This is a genomic window from Lawsonia intracellularis PHE/MN1-00 (genome assembly GCF_000055945.1).
GTDB lineage: Bacteria > Desulfobacterota > Desulfovibrionia > Desulfovibrionales > Desulfovibrionaceae > Bilophila > Bilophila intracellularis.
The window spans coordinates 741,141-764,599 of record NC_008011.1 but is presented as its reverse complement, the minus strand read 5'-3'; the positions used below and the strand labels follow the sequence as shown (position 1 = coordinate 764,599).

The window sequence follows — 23,459 nt, the reverse complement described above, 5'->3', positions numbered from 1 at the left end:
ATATTATAGTAAAAACTCCTTATATAAGAATCAATTACTACAAAATAAATATGTTTTATAAAAAGTTATTCAAGCATAACAACAAGCTTACTGTCTTCTTCAAGTGGTGGTTTTACAGTAACACGTCCACCTTTGACTAATTTTCCAAAAAGAATTTCTTCTGCAAGTTGATCTTCAAGAGATTCCCTTAATAGCCGTTGTAATGGCCTTGCTCCCAATTTTTTGTCATAACCTTTTTGGGCAAGCCATTTTTTTGCTTCAGAAGATAACATGACAGAAACACGTTTTTCTGCAAGACCTTTTGTAAGTTCTTTTATATTTTTTTCAACAATATGGTTCATTAATTCAGGAGAAAGGTTATTAAAGGGTACTATTGCATCTAATCTGTTACGAAATTCAGGACTAAAAACACTTTCTACTGCTTTGCGTCCTTTATGAGATATTGTATTTGTATCATCTGATACAAATCCCATATTTGTTATTCCCATTTCCCTTGCGCCAGCATTTGAAGTCATGATTAATATAACATTATGGAAGTCTGTTTTACGACCAGTATTATCTGTTAGTGTTCCATAATCCATAACTTGTAATAAAATATTATAAATATCTGGATGTGCCTTTTCTATTTCATCAAGTAAAACTACACAATAAGGTGTTTTTTTCACAGCCTCTGTTAAAAGTCCCCCTTGTTCAAAACCTACATAACCTGGAGGAGAACCAATGAGTCGAGCAACAGAATGTTTTTCCATGTACTCACTCATATCAAATCTAAGAAAAGCAATATTAAGTTTTTCTGCAATTTGTTTAGCTAATTCTGTTTTTCCTACACCTGTAGGTCCATAAAATAAAAAGGATCCTGAAGGACGGTTTCCTCTATTGAGTCCTGCTCTTGAGCGGAATATAGCTTTAGTTACTTTATCGATAGCTTCATTTTGACCATAAATATGTGAAGATAAATCTTTTTTAAGATTTTTTAATCTATCTTTTTCTTTTCCAGAGACTGTTTTTATAGGAATACCCGTCATACGAGAAATAACTTTCTCTATATCTTGTCTAGTAACTAATACTTTTGATTTATTGCCTGCTCGTAAGTGTACGGCTGCACCTGCTTCATCAAGGACATCAATAGCTTTGTCTGGTAGCATCCGATCTGTAATATGTCTGGCGGATAGTTTTACAGCTGTATGTAACGCTGCTGGTGTATATTTCACTTTATGATGCTTTTCATAACGTGATTGTAATCCTTTAAGTATAGCAATACAGTCATCTTGAGATGGTTCATGAATATCAATTCGTTGAAACCTTCGAGCAAGAGCTCGATCTTTGACAAAGTGGTTACGAAACTCTTCATGTGTAGTTGAGCCAATACAGCGTAACTTACCACTTGTTAATATTGGTTTTAGTAAGTTAGCAGCATCCACAGCACTTCCATTTGTCGAGCCTGCACCTATAATGGTATGTATCTCATCTATAAATAATATAGCTTTTGGTTGTTTTGATAGCTCAGAAAGAACAGATTTAATACGTCCTTCAAAGTCTCCACGGTAACGAGCTCCAGCAAGCAGTGCTCCCATATCTAAAGAAAAGATAAGTGACGATGTAAATTCTTCAGGAACATTTCCAGAGATAATGCGTAACGCAAGTCCTTCTGCAATAGCTGTTTTTCCTGTGCCAGGATCTCCCACATATAGAGGATTATTTTTTTTCCGACGGGCAAGGACTTCAATTGTACGAGAGATTTCCATATCTCGACCTACAAGAGGATCAATTTCACCATTTCGAGCTTTTTGTGTGAGTTCAATTGTATATTTTGTTAATGGATTTTTTTCTTCAGAGCTTTCTTCTGCTTTTTTGACAAAGTCATCATTGCCAAGTTCACTGTGTGGAAGTCCATAAGAAATAAATTCTAACACAGCAATACGGGTGACTCCTTGTTTTTTTAGACAGTAAGCAGCCCATGATTCTTCTTCCTCTAATAAGGCAGCAAGTACATCTCCAACTTCTATTTGTGTACGTCCTGAAGAGTGGATATGAGCTATGGTATTTTCAAGAACACGTTGTATGGCTAATGTTTGTGGAATTTCGCTTTCTGGTATTGCTTCATCAAGTGTATCTAAGTAAGTAGAAAAAAATTGTTCAAGTTGTGCACGAATAGATTCAGTATTGCCACCGCAACTTTCAATAATTTTTTGGCCTGTTGTTTCGGATACAATGCCATATAAAAGATGTTCTAGGGTTAGATATTCATGATGGCGTTTATTAACCTCAGTAATAGCAATATTGATAACATCTTGCATTTCTTTCCCAATCATTCGTCTACCTCCTGAAGCGTGCAACGGAGGGGAAATCCTGCCTCTCTTGCTAACATATGTGTTGTATTAACTTTAGTTTCAGCTAGTTCACGTGTATAAACACCAGCAACACCAATACCTTTCCTATGAACTGAGAGCATAATAGAAGTAGCTTGTTCCATTGTTTTGCGAAATATTTTCATTAGAATAGAAACAACAAATTCCATTGTGGTATAATTATCGTTATGTAGCAAAACTTGGTACATCTTAGGACGCCTTATCTTTTCCTGAAGTAGTAATTCAGGGCTACCTTCTTGTTCTATCGGATTATAAGATGATTGAGTCATGTAATTTTCACTTGTTATAATATGGATAGGTCTGATTTAAAAGAAAGGCAATAGGACTTTACTATAAGTTCTATATGGATTTAAAGATCTTATTGATTATACATCTAATATTTTAAAATAATTTTTAATTTTTTTTTTTTAATAATGATTGTTGAAGTTCCATGACAGTTGCTAATCCACTTTGTTCATGCTTAGGGTAAAAAATAGGATTATATCCTAGTTTAGAAGCTTGTGAAAGCCGGATAGAATGAGAGCCAACAGGTCGTATTTGACCATTTAGATCTACTTCTCCCCAGAATACAGAACGTTCAGGTAAAGGAACATCATAGAAGGAAGAGAGAATAGCAGCAACAAGGGCTAAGTCTATTCCTGGTTCTTGGAGTTTTATTCCACCTCCTATTTTTACATAAATATCAACATTACTAAAATTTAATCGAAGACGTTTTTCTAAAACAGCAAGAATTAAATGTAGTCGATTAACATCAAAGCCTAAGCCTGTTCGGCGTGGGATAGCAAGATAGCTTTTTGTAACAAGTGCTTGTACCTCTACGGCTAATGGTCTTTGGCTATCAATAGTCATAACAACAGCTGTTCCACTTAAACTAGGATCTCTTGCACCTAAAAAATAAGTGGAAGGGTCAGCAACAGGTTCAAGACCATGTTGAGCCATTTGAAAAATTAAAAGTTCTTGGTTAGGTCCAAATCGATTTTTTATAACTCGTAATAGTCGAAATATATGTCTTCGATCTCCTTCAAGAGAGATAACTGTATCAACAAGGTGTTCTAGTAGACGTGGACCTGCTAGGGTACCGTCTTTAGTTACATGACCTATAAAGATAACTGTTGTTTTTCCTTGTTTACATGCTTCAACAAGTTCAGTTGCTACTGCTCTTACTTGGCTAACATTGCCAGGTAATCCTTCTGCATTACTTGAAGTAAGTGTTTGTACGGAATCTATAAGAAGTAAGTCTGGAGCTTCAGATGTATTAAGTAGAGGAAGGATATCTTCAACTTGAGATGTTGCCATAGATAAAAGATTATCATGAAGGACAGTTAATCTTTCAGCACGAGCTTTTATTTGTGGTAGTGATTCTTCACCACTAACATAAAGAACGATTTTCCCTAATGTTGCTGTAGCTCCAGCAAGTTGAAGTAATAGTGTAGATTTGCCTATCCCAGGTTCTCCACCAATAAGTAGAGCGCTACTAGGCACAAGTCCTTTCCCAAGAATATGATCTAATACTTTAATCCCAGTACTGAATGGTTGATAGGTAGAGGTTTCAACACGACCAATTGGTATAGGTTTTAGTTTTTTATATATTTTTTGAGCGGTTGTAGAAGGTGCATTGTGTATTTTTAGTGTATTCCAAGTTTTACAAGTAAGACATTGCCCATGCCATTGGGGGAATTGTGCTCCACATTCAATGCAGATATAGACTTCTCGAGGTTTAGCCATGAATAGTAATAGAGATTAGTCAATTTTTATTTAGGAGGTAAGCGTGCGTCAATAACTTTAACACCAAATTCAGCAGCATTGTCTGGGGGATTATAAAAAACTATCATAAAAGGAACTTCACCTTTTGGAGGGATATTCGTATTGTTAGCAAGGATATCAATTTTATTTGTAAGGGCACGTTCAAGTTCTTGTTCGCCAAGGACTTGTAATTGAAAAAGTGATACACTAGTCCCTGCAAGTTGTTCTTTTGATACAAGGAGTTTTCCATTTTTGTCATAAAGAGAAGCTTCTAGTCTAATTAATTCTCTAGGATCAGAAAATCCATTAACAACTTTTCCTTCTATAACAGAAATATTTCCTAATTTTTCATTATTAATATTGTATTGGACAACATCACGAAGAGCAATAAGGCTTATTAAGTCAGTAGGTTCTTCTTTTTTTTCTGAAAAGAGAAAATGTTGAACAACATCTTTTAGTTGGGGGTATGTGTACCAGGCATAAATACCTGCAGTTAGAGTTAGGAGTATGAAAAGCAGAAGTAATTTTTTTGTGGAGCTCCATTTTTTTTTCTTTTCCCCTCCACTTGAAGATTTGGAAGAGTTAACAGTATTGAAGCTAAGTTTTTGCTCTTCTTGTATAAGAGGAAAAATATGTTTACAAACAGAACAGCGCAATTTTGTGTTAGGGCGTCCTTGACTATCAGGAAAATTGAATTTTGTTAGGCAGTTTGGACAGGTAACAATCATGAAAAAGACTCCAATCCACATAACCATAATAGGTTGTTAAGGATTACTGTTTGTATACTGATCGTAAAAATTTGGTGAAGGTTGCTATCCACTTTCTGTTCCTAATTAATTAAGAAGTAATTAGAAAGAATCATCTTAATATCAAGTAGTAACTATAGATAAAACTTTGTTCAAAGATATAACTCGTTTAAACCTTACTACAAGATATAAAGAGATATTTTCTTTAATATGAAGAGTTATATAGTACATATCCATAATATGTTCAACCATAACCGTATTACCTTATAATAAGTCCTTAGAGTTATGAGAATATATTTTGATATGTATAGTTAAAGTAATATTTTTCAATATATATATATATTATCTAGGTAGAGTTAATAGTATTTTTCATACTTACTTACAAAGAAAAAATTATTATTACTACTTGACTTTTTATATATGATATTTATTTTAATTAAAACTAAGAAAATCTTAAAAAAATAAGACAAAACTAGTAAGGTTAATATATATATATGATATATAGTATACTTTATTCCTATTATTTCTTTCACTCCCACCAATAGATATAGAAAACAAAATTTAATTAATTATATATATATATACTATAAAAATATAGTATTAAATTTTATATAATATAATTATTTATAGTTATTCTTTTTCTTATTTGACTACTAGCCTATCATGATGTTTTATTTGATATACTTATTTAGCATAGTATTTAATTCATTCGCTGAAAGAGCCCCAGCCTTATTCATTACAAGAGTCCCTTTCTTATCATAAATAATATTGTGTGGTATTGCTGTGATGGAGAACATTGAAGGAATTGTTGAGCCAGCAATATATACAGGAAAGGTAATTTTTGATTGTTTTATATAATTTTGTAAGTTTTCTACATTATCATCAAGTGAAATACCAATAAATGTTACTTGTTCTTTAGAATATTTTTGTTGTGTAGCAATAATCCCAGGCATTTCTTGTCTACAGGCAGGACACCATGTTGCAAAAACTGTTATGAAAATAGGTTTTCCTTTATTTTGTGAAATGAAATAAGCTAGTTCTTTCCCTTGGATAGTCTTTATTTCTTCAGCATGTGCTAACGAAATATGGGTTAAAGCAATAAATAATGTATATAGAAAAATAGTACGAATAGTATACATGAAATCTCCTATTACTTTGTTATTTTTATTTAATCAAGTTAAATTTAAAGTAGTAATACAGATGTTAAAGAATAGCAAAACTATCAAAGTTAATATTACTATTATTTAATATTATCACAATTTTTTATTATATATCTACATGATAGTAACTATATACTATATTATGATAATATAAATATATAATAAAAACCAGTTTCTTAATCAGCATAACTCGCTTTTATTCAATTATAATATATAAAATATACTTATATAATAAATAATATGAATTAAAATATCAAGGGAAAACTATATTGCTGTATTTTAGAAGTAACATTTATTATATAATATAATTATATATAATTATAATAGATAAATTATAAATTTATAGTTTAATTTCTAACAATTTTGTTTTATTTATATTTTATAAAGATAAATTTTTTATTATTAAAGTAAATTTTTTATTATTTTATTTTTTTATTTAATAAAATTTATTATTTTATATTCATATGTTATATTTTATATAATTTTTATATTTTTATATCCTTTATATAATTTTATATTTTTTAAAAAACGATAGTTAAAATAGCTAAAAATATTTTTATCACATAACATGTGTATAGCTACTAAATTATATAAAATTAAAATATCTATTTTAATTCATCAAACTATAGATAATTTTAATTGTTTACATCAGAAATGCATCATAAAAATTGAAAATATCTTTTTTTGGATTAAATGGGATTTATTGTTAGTTAAGTATCTTATAACTATAAAATATCACTTCCTTTTTTTAAATGAGCTGAAAAAAGTAGAATAATAACTTAATATAACATATTATATTTTATTAAAATGAGAGAATATAACTTCATAGTTTTATTTATATGATGATTTTTTAGTAACTATTGAATATTATATCAAAAGAGGTAATGGTTTTGTTTAGAGAAGTAATAGGTTATACTTTAACTCTCTAGAAAAAATTTATTTATTTTTTTTAGTATAGCCTAAAATTTTATGTTTTAAAGTTATTAAAAGGGAAAATTATTGAAAATAATAAATTGAATTTATAGTATATCCTACTAGGAATATAGCTATATTTAAATCCGTTCTCATCAAAATTAACAATGAGAGTGAACTATGAATTACGATATACAATCTCCTTTTTTACTTGACAAAAGTATTTCAGAGCAATCTTTTTGCAGTAAAAAAAGGAAAAATGATGACACATATAAAGCTAGCTCAAGCAAAGTTGAATATGAAAAGATAAAAAGAAATAGTAAAGAAGAAAGTGAAATTGAAGACCCAGATACTGAAATGGATGATACTTTATTAAGTAGTAGTGAAGATCTTCTTTGTGATCTTATAGAAGATAGTGAGCTTGATGAAATGGGTTTTGAAACTGTAGTGTCTTCTCAAGTGACACTGTCTACAACAACGGCTACAAGAGATTCTTTACAGCTTTACTTAAGAGAGGTCAGTCGCTTTCCTATGTTAAAACCTGAAGAAGAACTTAGGTTAGCGCAGGATGTACAGAAAAAAGGTTGTAGTAAGGCTGCATTCCGTTTGATTTCTTCACATTTACGTCTTGTGGTTAAGATAGCAATGGACTTTCAACGTCGTTGGATGCAAAATGTATTGGATCTTATTCAAGAAGGTAATGTTGGCCTTATGCGAGCTGTGAATAAGTTTGATCCTGATAAGGGTATTAAGTTTTCTTATTATGCAGCATTTTGGATTCGTGCATATATTCTTAAGTTTATTATGGATAATTGGAGAATGGTAAAGATTGGAACAACACAGGCACAACGAAAATTGTTTTATAATCTTAATCGTGAGAGACAAAAACTCCTTGCTGAAGGTTTTGATCCAGATACATCCTCACTTGCATTACGCTTAGGTGTTGGTGAAGAACAAATTATTGAGATGCAACAACGACTAGATGCATCAGATATGTCATTGGATGTAACTGTTGGTGAAGAGACAGGAAATGCATCACGTATAGATTTTTTACCAGCAATTAACCCTGGGATCGAAGAGAGTCTTGCTGGTCAAGAAATAGCTATACTTCTTCAAGATAGGATAAAAGATATATTACCCTTACTTTCAGAAAAAGAAGTGTATATTCTTCATAATAGATTACTTACAGATGATCCTGTAACACTTCGAGAAATTGGTGAAAAATACAGTGTAACCCGTGAAAGAGTGAGACAACTAGAAGCACGTTTATTACAAAAGCTACGTACACATTTATCTCGTCAAATAGGTGATTTTTCAGAAGAGTGGATAGGCCATTAATTTTTAACTTAGGTAATATATGAACGTGATACAATTTGTTCATAATGTATTAAGGCAATGGCCACTGGTACAATTGCTCTTGAGTATAGGTTTAATCCTATTCCCACTACAAGCTTGTGTTGCTAAAAATTCACAACATAACACTATTCATTGGAATCTTACTCCAGAAGCCCAAGTAACATATGGCATTCTATTGCTTGAACAATCGATTAGGATTGGAGATAAGAGCGGTGTTCTTGAGGCAATGAGTATTTTGGTGAAACATAGCCCAGCGCCACAATTCTTTACAGATAGTGCCGCATGGTTTCTTTTAGAGAAAGATCCTATTACAGCAAGAAATATTTTAGAACAGGGGATACAGTTATTTCCTGATGAGTTTGGATTTTATCTACTACTTGCTGATTGCTGGCTTGAAGAAGGTTATCCAGTAAAAGCTTTGGAGTCTCTTCAAGCATATCAATTACGTCATCCAAAGTCAGATTTAGTGAGACAGGAACTAGCAATACTTTATCTTAAGACAGAAAATTATAAAGAGGCAGTAGATATTTTTTCTTCTTTGCCAAAGAATTATTACAATGCGTTTATTCGATATTGCTATGCTCAGTCCTTAGCAGCATTAGGTCGTTCATCTGAAGCTATGAGTCAGCTGAAGTTAGCTGTGCAAGAAAACCCTGAATTTCTTGAAGCATGGTTTGAAACAGGTAAGCTATTAGAAAAAACAGGCAATTATTCTGAAGCAATTAAAGTATATCTTGACTTGCTAGATAAAGACTCTGGTAACCAGAGTGTACGGCTACATCTTATTAGTACAATGTTATCACTAAAGAAGCCTGATCAGGCTTTAAAATATATAACAGAAAGTTCAGAGAATTACAGCTTTTGTTTGACTGCTGTTACATTATTTCTTGAAAATAAATTTTATACTCAAGCAGAGCTATTACTTAAACAAATAAAAGAGCGCCCAGAAGCAGCAGGTGACATAAATGTTATACTTTATATCCTTGGAGCTATTGAGTATGAATGTTATAAAAATTATGACAAAGCATTAACATTGCTTGAAGAGGCTAGTAGTAAGGATAAGTATTATATTAATACATTATTATTGCGTGTACAAATTTTTTACAGTTTGAATAAAATAAATCAAGCAATGCAGTTACTACATCAAGGGCAAGAAGCAGCTCCATTAGAACAAGAGCTATGGACAACAGAAGTTCAGTTGTTGCTTAATAAAAAAGAGTATAATAAAGCCCTTATTGTTATTAGTAAAGGATTAGAATTGTTTCCTGAGGAGAAAACACTTCTTTTTTTGAAAGGTGTAGCTATAAATGGATTAGGAAAAAAGTCTGAATCATTAGAGCTTATGGAACAACTTATTTCTCGTTATCCTGATTATCCTGAAGTTTTAAACTTTGTAGGATATTGTTTAATTGAAGATAAACGTGATATAGATCGTGCACTTTCATTGATTAAAAGAGCTGATAGTCTTATACCAAACCGTGCTTATATTGTAGATTCTCTTGCTTGGGCATTTTTTGCAAAAGGAGAGATAAAAAAAGCTTGGGTAGAAATTAATAGAGCTGTGAGTCTTGAAGATAGTAATGATCCCACTATTTGGGAACATTATGGAGACATTGCTCAAGCTATAGGAAAAAAGAAGGATGCTAAAATAGGTTGGGAAAAAGCTATAAAACTTCAGCCACAAGATGTAGAAGCAATACAAAAGAAGTTGCAAGGACTGTAAGATCATAATGATCATCTTATTACGGTATGTTATCTTATTGGAATTAGGGCTATTAATAATAAGTTGTAGTTCAGTACAAACAAAATTTCCTATTGCCTCTAAGGACGTGCATGAGATATGGTACACATATGAAAGGTATGCAGAACAGCAGGGGAAAAAAAGTACTCCATATAGAATAAAAGGAACATTATTATATCATGCTGATAAAGCAATAAAAAGGCTTTCTGTTATTATATGGAGTAATGGAAATTTTCCTATTTGTTTAGATGGGATGGCTGGGATGAATACTCCTGTTGTTAGGCTACACGCAACACAGGATAAATTTATTATATATTCTATTATAGATAAAGAAGCTAAAGTTTTTTCTAATACAGATAAGGTATTTTTAGAGTTAGAAAAACCTTTACCATTTGGATTTTATGACTTTGTATCACTTATACGTGGTCAGTTTTATAATGTATTTGGAAAACAGGTTCAGGGAGTATCTCCTTTATCTATGTCTAATGGGAACATTATATATACTTTGCTAGGAGGAAAGTTATCTGGAACTTTAGAATTATCTCAAAGTGGTTTGCCAGTGAAATGGGAAAATTCTACTGTTGGATGGTCATTAACTATTACTTATGATGATCAAACAAAACTACCAAGTAAGGTAATTTTGTTTGATAACAAAAACAATAAAATTGTTTTTATTGTTAAAGGTAGAGAAACGTTTCTTCAAAATTTTACTAACTCTCAGTTACAACTTATTCTTCCTGAAGGAGTTGATGTACAGTATATATCTTATGAATGAAGTAGGGTAAAATGATAAAATAACTTTTACTTAGTGTTAAATTTTTTAAGTTTTAAGGGAGGGGGGAGAGAACATAATGGAATTTCAGATAGAATGGGGTAAAGTCCAAGATTTATTTTGTGTTATGTATACTGGTTTATGGGTGTTAGTAATATATGTCCGTTGGTTTGTTGGGTTAGATATTTTCTTTTCATTATGTATTGCTAGATTAAAAAAACATAAAAATAAACTTGAAATACAATTGAGTTATTTTGTAAATACATTAACTCCAGTTGAACAGGAAAAATTAAAAGCTGAGCTTGATCTTGTGAGTAAAGATATCATTCAGTTAGAAAGTAAGAAAAAAAGTGCTTTTAGTAAAAATTGTACAGATGTGTTGCAAAGACGATTGCTAAAAGCTTATTGCCTTGTAAGTAGTTGAGGTTTAGGGTGCTAAAAGTTTACATTGCTTCTGATCATGCAGGATTTTCTTTAAAAAATACTCTTATAGAGCAATTGCAAGATAACGATTATATAGTAAGAGATTTAGGTCCAATGACATCTGAACCTTGTGATTACCCTTTATATGCTCAATATGTTTGTGAACAAGTATTAGATGAAATAGGCAGTTTTGGTATTTTAATTTGTGGAACAGGTATAGGTATGAGTATGGCTGCTAACCGTATAAAAGGTATTAGAGCAGCACTATGTACTTCTGAGTTCCAAGCAAGAGCAACACGTCTACATAATAATGCTAATATATTATGTTTAGGTGAACGTGTAATAGGTAAAAGCATTGCAATAGAGATTGTTAATATTTTTTTGACAACACCATTTGAGGGTGGACGACATCTTCAGCGTATTGCTTCATTTGATTAACCAAAGTTATAATTATTAAGTTATGTTTTTAGAATCATATCTTTTTTGTTTCTATAGTATAAAGTTAAAACATTAGTTATGGGTGATGTGGAGAGGTTTTATGCATCTATATAATACTATGGAAAAGAAAAAAGAGCCACTTATACCTATAATTTCAGGAAAGTTAGGTATATATGTTTGTGGAATTACAGCGTATGATTTTTCTCATATTGGACATGCACGATCTGCCATAGTTTTTGATATCTTGGTGAGATTATTACGATATCAAGGATATGATGTAACATTTATACGTAATTTTACAGATATTGATGATAAAATTATTAATCGTGCTAATAAAGAGGGCCGTAGTAGTAAAGAGGTTGCAGAAGAATTTATAAATGCTTTTCATGAAGATATGGATCGCCTTGGTGTGCTAAATGCAGATATTGAGCCTAAGGCTACAGATTATATCCCTGAAATGATAGAGTGTTGTCAAAAATTACTAGAGGCTGATAAAGCATATATTACAGCTTCAGGTGACGTTTATTTTAGAGTTCGTTCTTTCCCTGATTATGGAAAACTTTCTGGTAGAACTCCTGATGAGTTACGTATAGGAGTACGTATTGTACCTAGTGAGGAGAAAGAAGATCCTTTAGATTTTGTTCTTTGGAAAGCAGCTAAGCCTGGAGAGCCTTCTTGGGAAAGTCCTTGGGGAAGAGGGCGTCCTGGGTGGCATATTGAATGTTCAGCAATGAGTGAAAAGTGTTGGCCACTTCCTCTTGATATACATGGGGGAGGAATTGATCTTATTTTTCCACACCATGAAAATGAGATTGCTCAGACTGAATCAATTGTAAATAAGCCGTTGGCTAAAATTTGGATGCATAATGGGCTTGTTCAAGTAAATTCAGAAAAAATGTCAAAATCTCTTGGAAATTTTAAGATTGTTAGAGATATATTAGAAGCATATCTCCCAGAAACATTACGTTTTTTCCTTTTAAAAAAGCATTATAGAAGCCCTATAGATTTTTCTTTTGAAGGAATGAATGAGACAGAACGAAGTCAAAAAAGAGTGTATGAATGTATTGCTGAGGTAGATAAAGCACTTGAAAGAAAATCTTGGGACTCAGGTGGTTCATCTAGCTCTATTTTAGCTGAGTTAGATGAACAATTTTCACTATTTATGTCTGCGCTAGAAGATGATTGCAATACAGCTGCTGGATTAGGTCATTTATTTAATATTATCCATATAGTTAGACGTGCTCTTGATGATAAAGCTCTTTACTCCACAACTGATGGGAAGGTGGTTTTTGAACAATTTCGTGAGATTATACGAAAAGTAGATATTTTATTAGGTGTATTTGGTCAAAAACCTAATAGTTTTTTACAAGATCTCAAAACAATTCGCATTATTAGAAATAAAATTGATGTTAATCAAGTAGAAGAGTTACTTAGTAAGAGAAGGCAAGCAAGAGAGGAAAAAAATTTTGTTCAGGCAGATGAAGTTCGTAATACCTTAGCTTCATTAGGTATAGAAATACGTGACACTTCAGAAGGTCAGGTGTGGGATATTTTATAATAAATAATACTTATATTATGCTCTTTGTTCTTTTTGTAATATATTATATATTAGAACAAAAAGAATAATAATTACAATGTAAGTTAGCAACTGCTTCAGCTTATTTTTTATTTTAACACATATGAGAAATTATGAAATGCCACATTTTGATAGATTGGTTAAGGACTGTTCTTACTTTATTACATAATATTTTTTATAAAAAACTACTACCTTTTTCTTATATTAAAGTTGTTATTTTTTCTTGTTGTACTATAGTACTTTTTTCTACTTCTCTCATATTAACTCCTATTTATGCATCTGGTTTATTTAGTAGTATGGGGCTTAAGGAAGAGCTTGAGCTAGGGAAAAAATTTAATCTTCTTGTTCGTTCTCAGATGGCTGTTGTAGAGGATCCTGAAATTGTTGGTTATATCCAGTCAATTGTAGATCAATTAGCAGCATCTATGCCTCCACAACCTTTTCAATTTAAAGCAAGTGTCGTTTTAAATAACTCAGTAAATGCGTTTGCGATTCCTGGTGGCTATGTATTTGTTAATACAGGCCTTATCATGAATATGGAGAATGAGTCTGAATTGGTTGGTGCTCTTGCTCATGAACTTGCTCATGTGACACAACGACACATAGCTCGTCGTATGGAGCGTGCTCAAATTGTAAATGTTGCAAGTATATTAGGTGCTCTTGCAAGTGTTTTCTTAGGGGGAGGAAATACCACTGGCGCTGTTTTTGCTGGAAGTTTAGCTGCAGGTCAAACAGCAATGTTGAACTATAGTCGTTCTGATGAAACAGAAGCTGATCAAATAGGATTACAGTATTTAGTTAAAGCAGGTTTTAAACCACAAGGTATGGAAGAAGCTTTTGAAAAAATTCGTCGTAAACAGTGGGCATCAGGTGCTAGTACTCCAGAATATTTATCAACACACCCGGATATTGGGGAACGTATTAATGAAATTCATTCTCGTGTTGCTTCTTTGCCACAAAGCATACAGGCTAGAGTAGAAAATAATAAACGATTTAAAAGAGTTAGGACTCTTATATGGGCTCGTTATGGTGAGCCAGAAACAGCATATTGGCTTTTTACAAAGTCTGGAGAAAAAGACTGTCTTGCTTTAATGGGTTTAGGAATTCTTGCAGAAAGAAAAAATAAAATAAAGGTTGCAGAAGATGCTTTTCATAAGGCAGTTGTATGTGCTCCTAATGATGCCCTTATACTAAGGGAAACAGGAATGTTTTATTATAATAGGGGTGATGGTACACAGTCTATCCAGTTTTTGAAGAAAGCTTTATCTTTAGATTCTAAGGATGTGCTTGCACAGTTTTTTTATGCCAGAGCTCTAGATGATGCTGGTAATAGTACAGAAGCACAGACATATTATAAGCAGTTGTTGAAAATATTACCCGAAGACGCAGAAGTTCATTATATTTATGGTCGTTCACTTGGTCAGTCTGGAAATGTATTTGAAGCATATATTCATCTTGCTTATAGTGCATTATATCAAAATGATATAAAAAAATTTACATTATGGTCAGAGAAAGCTCGTAGTCTTGCAAAAACATCAGAACAAGAAAATCAACTTAAAAGTCTCATGAAAATTCATGAAGAACGTGTAGAAATAACAACACAGGAATAATATATTTTTTGTATTATGAAAAACTATATATTACCATATATTATAGTTGTAGAAAATATTTTGTATTAATAAGTAGTTTAAGAATTAAATACTAGGGGTTGACTGTGATAGTTTTTTAGGCTAATTTTTTTTTGTAAAGCAGTTAACTATTAAAAATTAAATTAAAAAATTTTATTTTTGTTAAGATTATAATTTTTACTAACTGTTCTTATATATCAAAATCTATTTTTTAACATATAATAGTAGTAGCTAAATAATATATAGTAAATTTTTAGATATTTAACTCTATTTCTAATCAATAAGATGTTTTCATTTGATAACTAACTAACCTTTGGCAAAACAATGAAGTTTGATATTAATAAAGTATAAAATATTCAAACTTCTTTAATATATTACAGGAGCTGTTTCAGAGTAAATTATGAATAAAATGAAGAAGGTACAAATCTATATAGTTATTTTACATTAATAGATTAACATTAACTTTATTTTTTATTTTCTCTGAAATTTTTGTCATTTGATAAAGGAGTATTCCTTTAGAATATGACTAACTTAACTGTATGGAGCAAGTTTGCTCTAGATTATTAATGAGGTTGCCATGACGGTGTTAGCAGAAAGAAATGATAATATTGAGGCTAGTGCTTTTATAAAAAGTCAACAAAAAGATCCCTTACGTGAACGTGTTTATCAATATTTAACACGGGTTATGTCAACGGGAGGTGTCCAGCATGGACAAGCTATTAATCAAGATCTTATTTGTAAAGAGTTGCAAGTAAGCCGTGCACCACTACGTGATGCTTTAATTCGTCTTGAATCTGAAGGTGTGGTAACGATTGTTGCTCGGAAAGGTGTATATTTAACACCTGTAAATGAAGCTTTTTTGCGTAATGCCTATCAAGTTATCAATACTCTTGAAATTGAATGCCTTAATGAAGTCTTTGATTTTTTAACTATGGACCATGTTAAGGAACTTGAAGAATCTAATTCAAAGCAAAAACTTTTTTTACAGCAAAATCAAGCAACAGCTTATCATGAAGAAAATATGAGATTTCATGATATTTTTTTAGATTTAACTGAAAATGCATTATTACGTAGGTTACATACTTCTGTGGCAAATCGGCTACATTTATTTTGTCAATCTGCTTGTTTTGACGATTGGGAAAATCAACGTTTAAGTGAGCATGAAAGATTTATTGCTGCAATAAAAAATAAAAATAGAGATGATGCTATTAATATTTTAAAAAATGAGCATTGGTCTTTTGCCCAACATAAAGATTTTCTTGAACGTTATTATGTATAATATATTTATCTGTTGTTCAAGTTTATAATAACAAAGCAAATAGTATTTATAACAAGTTTCTTATAAAACAAGAAGACTACTATAGTAGTCTTCTTGTTTTATAAAGAAGATAAGGAAGAGTAAATGCGTCCAGAAACACAAGCTATGCTTTGTCGTATGCGTGATAATGAAGCCACGGATAGTCAAATATATAGATTGTTATCTAAGCAAACAAATTCACTTCATAATAAAAAAATTTTAGAGCAAATGGCCCAAGATGAGGATAACCATAGTAAAATTTGGAATAAGTATATAGGGGGTAGCCCATCAATAAGTTCAATAAGAGTATGGATTTTCACACTATTAGGAAAAATTTTTGGATTAGTCTTTGTTATCAATTTATTAGAATCTAGAGAGATTGCTGCAATTGAGGCATATCAAAGTATTAGTGACGAAATTCCTGAGGCTAAAGATATAATGGCAGATGAAGAGAAGCATGAATCACAATTTGCTGTTCTTATTGAGTCTGAAGGTTTAACCTATATAAGTTCAATGGTTCTTGGACTTAATGATGCTTTAGTTGAGCTTACAGGAGCTTTAGCTGGATTTACATTTGCACTCCACGATAATAAAGTAATCAGTATGGCTGGGTTTATTACAGGGGTTTCAGCAACACTTTCAATGGCTGCATCAGAATATCTTGCTCGAAGATCTGAGAAAACAAATAAACATCCACTAAAAGCAGCTATATATACTGGTGTAACATACCTCATAACAGTAACTCTACTTTTAGTTCCATTTATAATATGTTCTTCACCTATTATAGCACTTATCTTTTGCCTTATTACTGCTGGTCTTATTATTTTATGTTTTACATATGTAGTCTCAGTTATTCATAGAAAACCATTTTTACCTTCATTCCAAGAGATGATTATAATAAGTTTTGGGGTTGCAGGAGTATCATTTGTGATAGGTTGGTTAGCAAGGGTATGGTTTGATGTCGCTCTTTAGTATGTTATAACTTCAAGAATTTCTTCATATATTAATCCCAGTTAATTAGAATGGACAGCTGTTTGACTTCGACCATTATGTTTAGCTGTATAAAGTGCTATATCTGCATGATGGACAGCGTCTATTGGTGTAGTATGTTTGTATGGTAAGACTTCATTAATACCTATACTTACTGTAAGAAACGGGTATACTGTTGAAGTAGTGTTTGGAATTTTCATTTGCGTAAGAGAGTTATGGATACGTTGAGCAACAATATGTGCACCTGATATTGCCGTGTTTGGGAGTAAGGCAATAAATTCTTCTCCACCATATCTAAATACAATATCTTCTTTTCTTTTAAGTGCATTTTTTATACATCTTGCTACAGCAGCAAGACATTTATCTCCAGCAACATGCCCAAAAGTATCATTATAAGCTTTAAAATGATCAATATCTATCATTAAGATAGTTAATACACTATAACCAAGATATTTTGATAAATACGTATTAATACACTTTTTATCTAATAGCCCTGTTGTGTAATCTATACTATTAATACGTTGAATATACTTTTTTTCTGTTTTAGTAATTTGTAGTTTATGATATAATTCTTGTTGTTTAATAATATTTTTTTGGACTATAGAAATAATTTTTTTGAATTCGAATATAGTAGTTTTAAATATTTTTTTATTACTATTTTTGCTATATAAATATTCTATTGTATGACATAAGTTGATAAATGGATATATTACAAATAAATAAAAAATGATGTATGGTATAGCAAAAAAAAAGATAGAACATAATAGCAATAAATTAAATGTATCTTTAGTATCATTTTTTTCAGTAAACTTGTGAATAGTATTACTATATAGTAGGTTAGGTACGTTTTGATTATTCCTAAAAAGATTTTTTTCAGAAAATAGTTGGTTACTATTTTTATTTAATTGAAAGATATGTTGAGGATAAGTTTTATTTTTAAGTATAGTCGTATTGATAGTTAACAAATTATATAAGAATAAGTCTGAAGCATTTTGCTTTACTAGTAGAAAAACAGTACAGCCCACCACTATAGATAATATACAGAAGATAAAGTAATATATCCGAATAGATAAGGTAGGAAAGATTATTTTAGAATTATGTAACATTCAAATCCTTTACTGTTATAGGTTTTGGAGTGAATGTAAAATAAACTTTCTATATACTTATAAATTATGAGGAAGGCTTTTTAAGCTTTGTCGTCCTTGAATATTTAACTTACGATAAGTATTACGTAGATGAACACGTAACGTCCCCTCTGTAATGCTTAACCTATTACTTATCTCAATATTCTTCAACCCTTGTTGTACAAGACTCAATATTTCTTTTTCTCTAGGTGTAAGGGTATTTAGTTTGTCTTGGTAAACATACACATCCATACTGTTATCATGAGAACTTAATATATAACATAGATAGGATATATCCATAATATGGTAATATAAAGATTGAATTAATAGAATTGATAAAACTGAAACAATTCCTAATATAGGAATGTGTATATGTATAATAGAGCTAGAGGAATTTTTTAAGAATATTGCTATATTCCATAATGCATATCCAGAAAAATATCCAACTATATTCATAACAAAAATTGATAGTGCAAGTATTTTATACATACATTTTTGACTATGCACTAATATAGAAAATGTTATTATACAAAACATTGTTATTAAGCCTGAAGCTAGTTGGAGAATAGCTATTGGAACAGTTTTTTGGATAAGAATACTATAAAGAATAGTACTGATTCCTAAGAGACCCAGGATAAAAAGCAGTAACATAAGATGTGCATTATCTTTAGATTTAATTATCCATATGGCAAAAATTGCTGCAATTAACTGACTGCTGAGCATAAAAATTGTTGCAGAGTATTTTTCTGAAAGATAAGCATTAATAAAAATAAATGTATCTATTGTTGCAGCATTAAGAAAGAATTGGAATGTAGATAATAAACCTATAAGGGAGAGGGCTACATACTGTAAACTGTGATTTGAAATGTTGACAGTAGGTCTAGATACTTTCTTAGGATTTGTTATGTTATAGTGTGGTTCTAAATGGGGAATACCAATAATAAAAAGTGGAAGTGCTAAAAATGGTGCTATTACTTGAAACATATGTATATAGCTGGGATCAATATACAGCGTGCATTCATAAAAAGCAATATTACATACTATCGCTAAGGCATAAGTAATACATGCATAAACAGGTGGGAAAATAGAAATACATAGTAATCCTGTAAAAACTATGACTCCTAGTTCAATAGAGTACATAGTTTCTTTGAATAAGTCTGAGAAGTAGGGTTGAAACTGTTCAAATAATATATTTAAGAGTATTACAATAAGATAAGTAACAAAGAGAGGTTGTAAGGGACTCTTTTTCCATAATATAATCCTATGAGATTTTATAGGTACTACTTGTTTTATGATATGGGAGAATGACTTTATAAAATTGTGAATTAACGAATTTTCGTTGTTTAATTTATTAGTATAGTGAAGAAGTATTCCAAGTAGAAGAATAGTTATCGAGGTAATCCAAAGCCCATAAGGTTTATTAATAAAAAATGATTCTGAATTAGGTTTCCAGTGGTTAGACCAAAATGGTAAGGTAAAGAGAAAACTTTTTCCTATACTACTAAGACTAAAAGCAAATGCTATAGGAATGCAGTGATGCCATAGGGAACATTGGTCTACTATACGCTTAATACATCTTGTCCTAACTGTAGAAGGGGACTGTTCTTTTACCATGTGTTACCTGTAAAGTTCTATTCATGTCATAAAATTTATCTAAAAAACGCAATGTAATAATCCTAAAATAAAAATATACAGTTAAAGAGAGCTAGTAGTTTGTTGTCTAGTTTGATTAATTGAGTTTTTTATATTCTATTTTGTATATTTTTTATTCTCATTAAAAAGGTACTGTAATATTAAAATATTTATTATTAAATAACGTATATTCTATATTTATTATACAATATAGTCAATTCTATATTTCAAAGATATTTATTTATCACTTCTAGATATATTAATTAGAGTAAATAAAAATATTTTGATATGGTATTATATTATTTAACTTTTTAATTATATTGTAAAAAATATTACTAACTCATTAAAACAAATGGTGCTATATTTTCTAGTTGAGTTTTTATGTTTATCCAGTTTGGCATCAGTTTTGTTAATAATTTATAATAGTTATGGCTATGGTTGTGCTCCTTAAGGTGAGCTATTTCATGAAGTAACACATAATTAATGCATATTGTTGGAGCTTTAATGAGGTGTGTATTAATTGTAATTACGCCATGTGGGGAACAACTTCCCCAACAACACCGCATTGCTTTAATTTTCCATGTAGGAACTGTCTGTAACCAAGGGATTTGTTGTAAAAGTAGATATAATTGCTTTGCAATATATTGTTGAGCTTCAGCATAGTACCATTTAAAAAGAAGCCTTTTGACTGTTAATGAGTTGTTGGAAAATGGAGTTACCTGGATTTCATTTTTGTTAAGTATGATACGTTGTTGCAGGGATAGTCGAGATTTTTTTTCTTTAAGAACAATAAGAGAATATCTTTTTCCTAAGTATAAATGTGATTCTCCTGTAGTATAAGTTAATGGAGAGGGTTGAGGTTTGTTAAGAGTTTTAATGAGGTGATGTTTAATCCAATTTTCTTTTTTGTTTATTATTTGTAATGCATCTTTTTGCATTACTCCATATGGTATTGTAATAACAACTTGTCCTCTACTTGTTATACAAATAGCAATATGTTTACGTCTAGGTGAACCTTTTTTAACTATGACTGTAATTTTTTCTCCTGTCGTAAATGTATAATTATGTAATGTTTCTTTCATGATAATAATTAAAGGGCTTATAAATTATAGTTATGCTAAGATAAGTAAGGGAGTAGAGTGAGTTATGTTTTGTAGCTTAGTATAAAAGCAGGATAATTACTATAAATTACGGTTATTATAAAGTCTGAGATAAGCAAGTTTTTTTAAAGATGTATAGATAGGTGTAGATTGTACTAAGTTAGCTGTAAAATGACTTAGAAAGCCTACAAGAAATGTTCCTGGAATACACTGTAATGCTCCTGTTATCTCTGTTACTAATATTATACTTGTTAGAGGTGCTCTAACAGTTGCTGCAAAAAACCCGGCCATACCATAAATAAGATAACTTTTTGCTTGCATATATCCAATAACTTCTTGTTGAGCAAACATGTTACCAAGTATGAGGCCAGAGGTAGCACCTATTGAAAGAATAGGCATAAGGATACCTCCAGGGATGTTTCCTGTAGTGCTGTATGCAGAGAAAATAACTTTAAATAGAAGAAGAATCGCTAAAAAATATAATGAGTATGAAAAGCTAGGAAGTTGACGTATGAGGTTTTCCCCGCCCTCTGTAATTTCAGGTAGAAAAAAAATTAATACACCAGCACAAAAGAGAGGGGGAGCTGCTCTGAAAAGATTAGGAACAACTTTTTGTTTACTTTCCCTCTCTCTGAACCATAAAAGTATAGTGTTATATAATGCTCCTCCTATCCCTATTATAATGCCAGTAGCTATAAGTAGTGGCGTTTCATTTAATATAGGACTAAGAAATGACTCAAAGTTAAACATTCTTTTAATACCAAATCCATAGGTTAATACAAGTTGTGCACCAATCACAGAAAAAATAGTAATGATTAAAGAGCGTATAGTTATAGGATATTTTATTTGTTCAAAAACTAGTAATAAGCCTGCAATTGGGGCATCGCATGCAGCACAGACTCCTGCAGCAATCCCTCCAATAATATGGAAGTTAGATTGTTGTTTTAGCCAATAGCGACTAAATCCATCTCCTATTAGTCCTCCCATTTGGATACTAGGACCTACTTGTCCAAGAGAAAGACCTCCTAAAATAGCTAGCCAGCCTCCTATAAATTTAGAAATAAGAATTTTTCCCCATGGTAATTGGAGATCTCCTGTAAGTGTAAGCTCTACTTCTGGGACACCACTACCGGCAATATGTGGTGCGTAAGCTACAAGTTTACCAATGATCCAGGAAATGATAAAAAGTATACAAAACCATAATGGGATTACCCATACATAGTTCAACCATTGGTGTAATATCTGTAGTATAAAATTGAGACATACTGTGTGTGTTAACCTATATAAAGAAATGATACTTCCAACACAGACTCCAATAATTAATCCATGAGTTACAGATGTAATAAAAGATAATTTAGTATTTTTATAGAGTGGTGAAACAAGAATATGGCGTTGTAACATAATTAGTTATAGATAGAAAAATAATAAGGTTAGATAAAAATATGTTTTATATATAAAGTAATACTTCTTTTAATATGTATTATTTATTATATGTTGTATATAACTATATAAATAATCTAATTATAATAGATAGCTAATGATGTTAGTATAATATTAATATATTATTCTAATAATCTAACTATAATATTTTATAAAAGAATTTATATGTATTATGACTTATTACTTCATATAGACTTAGATGACGCTCAGAATTGGATATAAGTTCTTAGTAATATAATAAACTACTATTAGCACTACCAGATGAAAAATATTCAGTTATTTTATTAGCAAGCATTGGTGTTGGTCAACTTTTAACTAATATATATACTTTGAAAAGTTTTAACCTTTTGTGGCTAAATGTGTACTTTTTCGTGTGTGCCAATGCAATGAAAATTTGGTATAACAACAAAAGACTTATTTCCTTTTTGCACAGTTACTCTTGCTGGTGTTGTTGAAATTGTTCAGTTACAAAGAGAAGGTTTTGTTTATGTCAAACCTTAATGAATAGATGACATTAAAAGAGAGTTTTTGTTGAGTAAGAAAATCGTATTAGACTAAATAACTTTTTTTAGTTATTAGAAAGTATGTTGATAGGCTTTTAACAGTTCAGCTAATAAAAGTATATATTATTATTATTATTATTATTATGCAGCATAGATTAAGTAAAGAAATTTTTTCAAGAAATGATAAGAATCATACATATAAACAATATAAACAATCAAATTATGAGGCATGGTTAACATCATGTATATATATTTTTTATAGTATATGGTGGTGGCTTTTTGCCTATGTTATTTGTAATGGGAATGTCCTAACGTATAGTTATATATTAGGATTCCCTTGTTGGTTTTTTTTCAGTTGTCTTATAGGGTTTCCCCTACTTTGTTGTATATTATGGTTTATTATTCATTACTTTTTTAAAGAAGTTCCATTAGATACACCAATTCAAAATTATGACCCAAATGATATAAACTCCCAAATACAGAGTGAACATCATCCAGAATTATTATAA

At 30.8% G+C, this 23,459-nt stretch carries 19 protein-coding genes; 10 read left to right on the top strand and 9 right to left on the bottom strand.

The genetic code is table 11. From position 1 onward, the window contains the following. Positions 1–65: 65 nt before the first annotated feature. From clpA to LI_RS03360, 5 genes are all read right to left on the bottom strand, one after another. Positions 66–2,312 (bottom strand): ATP-dependent Clp protease ATP-binding subunit ClpA, encoded by a 2,247-nt coding sequence (gene clpA, locus LI_RS03380; protein WP_011526701.1) that lies wholly within the window; start codon positions 2,310–2,312, stop codon positions 66–68. Further along, entirely contained in the window at positions 2,309–2,638 is a 330-nt protein-coding gene (locus LI_RS03375; RefSeq protein ID WP_011526700.1) for an ATP-dependent Clp protease adaptor ClpS, read from the bottom strand. Before LI_RS03375 ends, clpA begins: the two co-directional genes overlap by 4 nt. A gap of 124 nt (positions 2,639–2,762) precedes the next feature. Next, entirely contained in the window at positions 2,763–4,094 is a 1,332-nt protein-coding gene (gene radA, locus LI_RS03370; RefSeq protein WP_011526699.1) for a DNA repair protein RadA, read from the bottom strand. Between the two features lie 26 nt (positions 4,095–4,120). Then, positions 4,121–4,840, bottom strand: coding sequence for a DUF3426 domain-containing protein (locus LI_RS03365; RefSeq protein WP_041817044.1), 720 nt, complete (start codon positions 4,838–4,840; stop codon positions 4,121–4,123). A 689-nt stretch (positions 4,841–5,529) separates the two neighbouring features. Further along, positions 5,530–5,997, bottom strand: coding sequence for a TlpA family protein disulfide reductase (locus LI_RS03360; protein WP_011526697.1), 468 nt, complete (start codon positions 5,995–5,997; stop codon positions 5,530–5,532). Positions 5,998–7,110: 1,113 nt separating this feature from the next. On the opposite strand from LI_RS03360, the gene LI_RS03355 reads away from it, so the two are divergent. The 9 genes from LI_RS03355 to LI_RS03315 all read left to right on the top strand — a co-directional run bounded on the left by LI_RS03355 (position 7,111) and on the right by LI_RS03315 (position 17,133). Next, positions 7,111–8,268, top strand: a complete 1,158-nt coding sequence (locus LI_RS03355) for a sigma-70 family RNA polymerase sigma factor (RefSeq protein WP_011526696.1) — start codon at positions 7,111–7,113, stop codon at positions 8,266–8,268. A 19-nt stretch (positions 8,269–8,287) separates the two neighbouring features. After that, positions 8,288–10,009, top strand: a complete 1,722-nt coding sequence (locus LI_RS03350) for a tetratricopeptide repeat protein (protein WP_011526695.1) — start codon at positions 8,288–8,290, stop codon at positions 10,007–10,009. 7 nt (positions 10,010–10,016) lie between these two features. Then, complete coding sequence (locus LI_RS03345) at positions 10,017–10,802, top strand: hypothetical protein (RefSeq protein ID WP_011526694.1); 786 nt, start codon at positions 10,017–10,019, stop codon at positions 10,800–10,802. Positions 10,803–10,878: 76 nt separating this feature from the next. Next, entirely contained in the window at positions 10,879–11,223 is a 345-nt protein-coding gene (locus tag LI_RS03340; protein ID WP_011526693.1) for a hypothetical protein, read from the top strand. 8 nt (positions 11,224–11,231) lie between these two features. Beyond that, positions 11,232–11,660 carry a ribose 5-phosphate isomerase B gene (gene rpiB, locus LI_RS03335; protein ID WP_011526692.1) on the top strand — a complete coding sequence of 143 codons (429 nt, stop codon included), beginning with the start codon at positions 11,232–11,234 and terminating at the stop codon, positions 11,658–11,660. Between the two features lie 100 nt (positions 11,661–11,760). Continuing rightward, the gene (gene cysS / locus LI_RS03330) at positions 11,761–13,218 is read left to right on the top strand and encodes a cysteine--tRNA ligase (RefSeq protein ID WP_011526691.1); all 1,458 of its coding nucleotides are present in this window, start codon (positions 11,761–11,763) and stop codon (positions 13,216–13,218) included. A 131-nt stretch (positions 13,219–13,349) separates the two neighbouring features. Beyond that, positions 13,350–14,846 (top strand): beta-barrel assembly-enhancing protease, encoded by a 1,497-nt coding sequence (locus LI_RS03325; protein ID WP_011526690.1) that lies wholly within the window; start codon positions 13,350–13,352, stop codon positions 14,844–14,846. Between the two features lie 595 nt (positions 14,847–15,441). Continuing rightward, positions 15,442–16,143, top strand: a complete 702-nt coding sequence (locus LI_RS03320) for a GntR family transcriptional regulator (protein ID WP_011526689.1) — start codon at positions 15,442–15,444, stop codon at positions 16,141–16,143. A gap of 123 nt (positions 16,144–16,266) precedes the next feature. Beyond that, positions 16,267–17,133 carry a VIT1/CCC1 transporter family protein gene (locus tag LI_RS03315; RefSeq protein ID WP_011526688.1) on the top strand — a complete coding sequence of 289 codons (867 nt, stop codon included), beginning with the start codon at positions 16,267–16,269 and terminating at the stop codon, positions 17,131–17,133. Between the two features lie 41 nt (positions 17,134–17,174). On the opposite strand, the gene LI_RS03310 is transcribed toward LI_RS03315, so the two are convergent. The 4 genes from LI_RS03310 to LI_RS03295 form a co-directional block, all read right to left on the bottom strand. After that, on the bottom strand, positions 17,175–18,257 hold the full coding sequence (locus LI_RS03310; protein WP_011526687.1) for a GGDEF domain-containing protein: 1,083 nt from the start codon (positions 18,255–18,257) through the stop codon (positions 17,175–17,177). Positions 18,258–18,314: 57 nt separating this feature from the next. Next, positions 18,315–19,889: a helix-turn-helix domain-containing protein gene (locus LI_RS03305; RefSeq protein ID WP_011526686.1), complete on the bottom strand. Its 1,575-nt coding sequence runs from the start codon at positions 19,887–19,889 to the stop codon at positions 18,315–18,317. Positions 19,890–20,242: 353 nt separating this feature from the next. Further along, positions 20,243–20,989 carry a M48 family metallopeptidase gene (locus LI_RS03300; RefSeq protein ID WP_011526685.1) on the bottom strand — a complete coding sequence of 249 codons (747 nt, stop codon included), beginning with the start codon at positions 20,987–20,989 and terminating at the stop codon, positions 20,243–20,245. Positions 20,990–21,088: 99 nt separating this feature from the next. Continuing rightward, positions 21,089–22,408: a chloride channel protein gene (locus LI_RS03295; RefSeq protein WP_011526684.1), complete on the bottom strand. Its 1,320-nt coding sequence runs from the start codon at positions 22,406–22,408 to the stop codon at positions 21,089–21,091. Between the two features lie 685 nt (positions 22,409–23,093). Here LI_RS03295 and LI_RS03290 point away from each other — a divergent pair. Then, positions 23,094–23,459: a YhdT family protein gene (locus LI_RS03290; RefSeq protein WP_011526683.1), complete on the top strand. Its 366-nt coding sequence runs from the start codon at positions 23,094–23,096 to the stop codon at positions 23,457–23,459.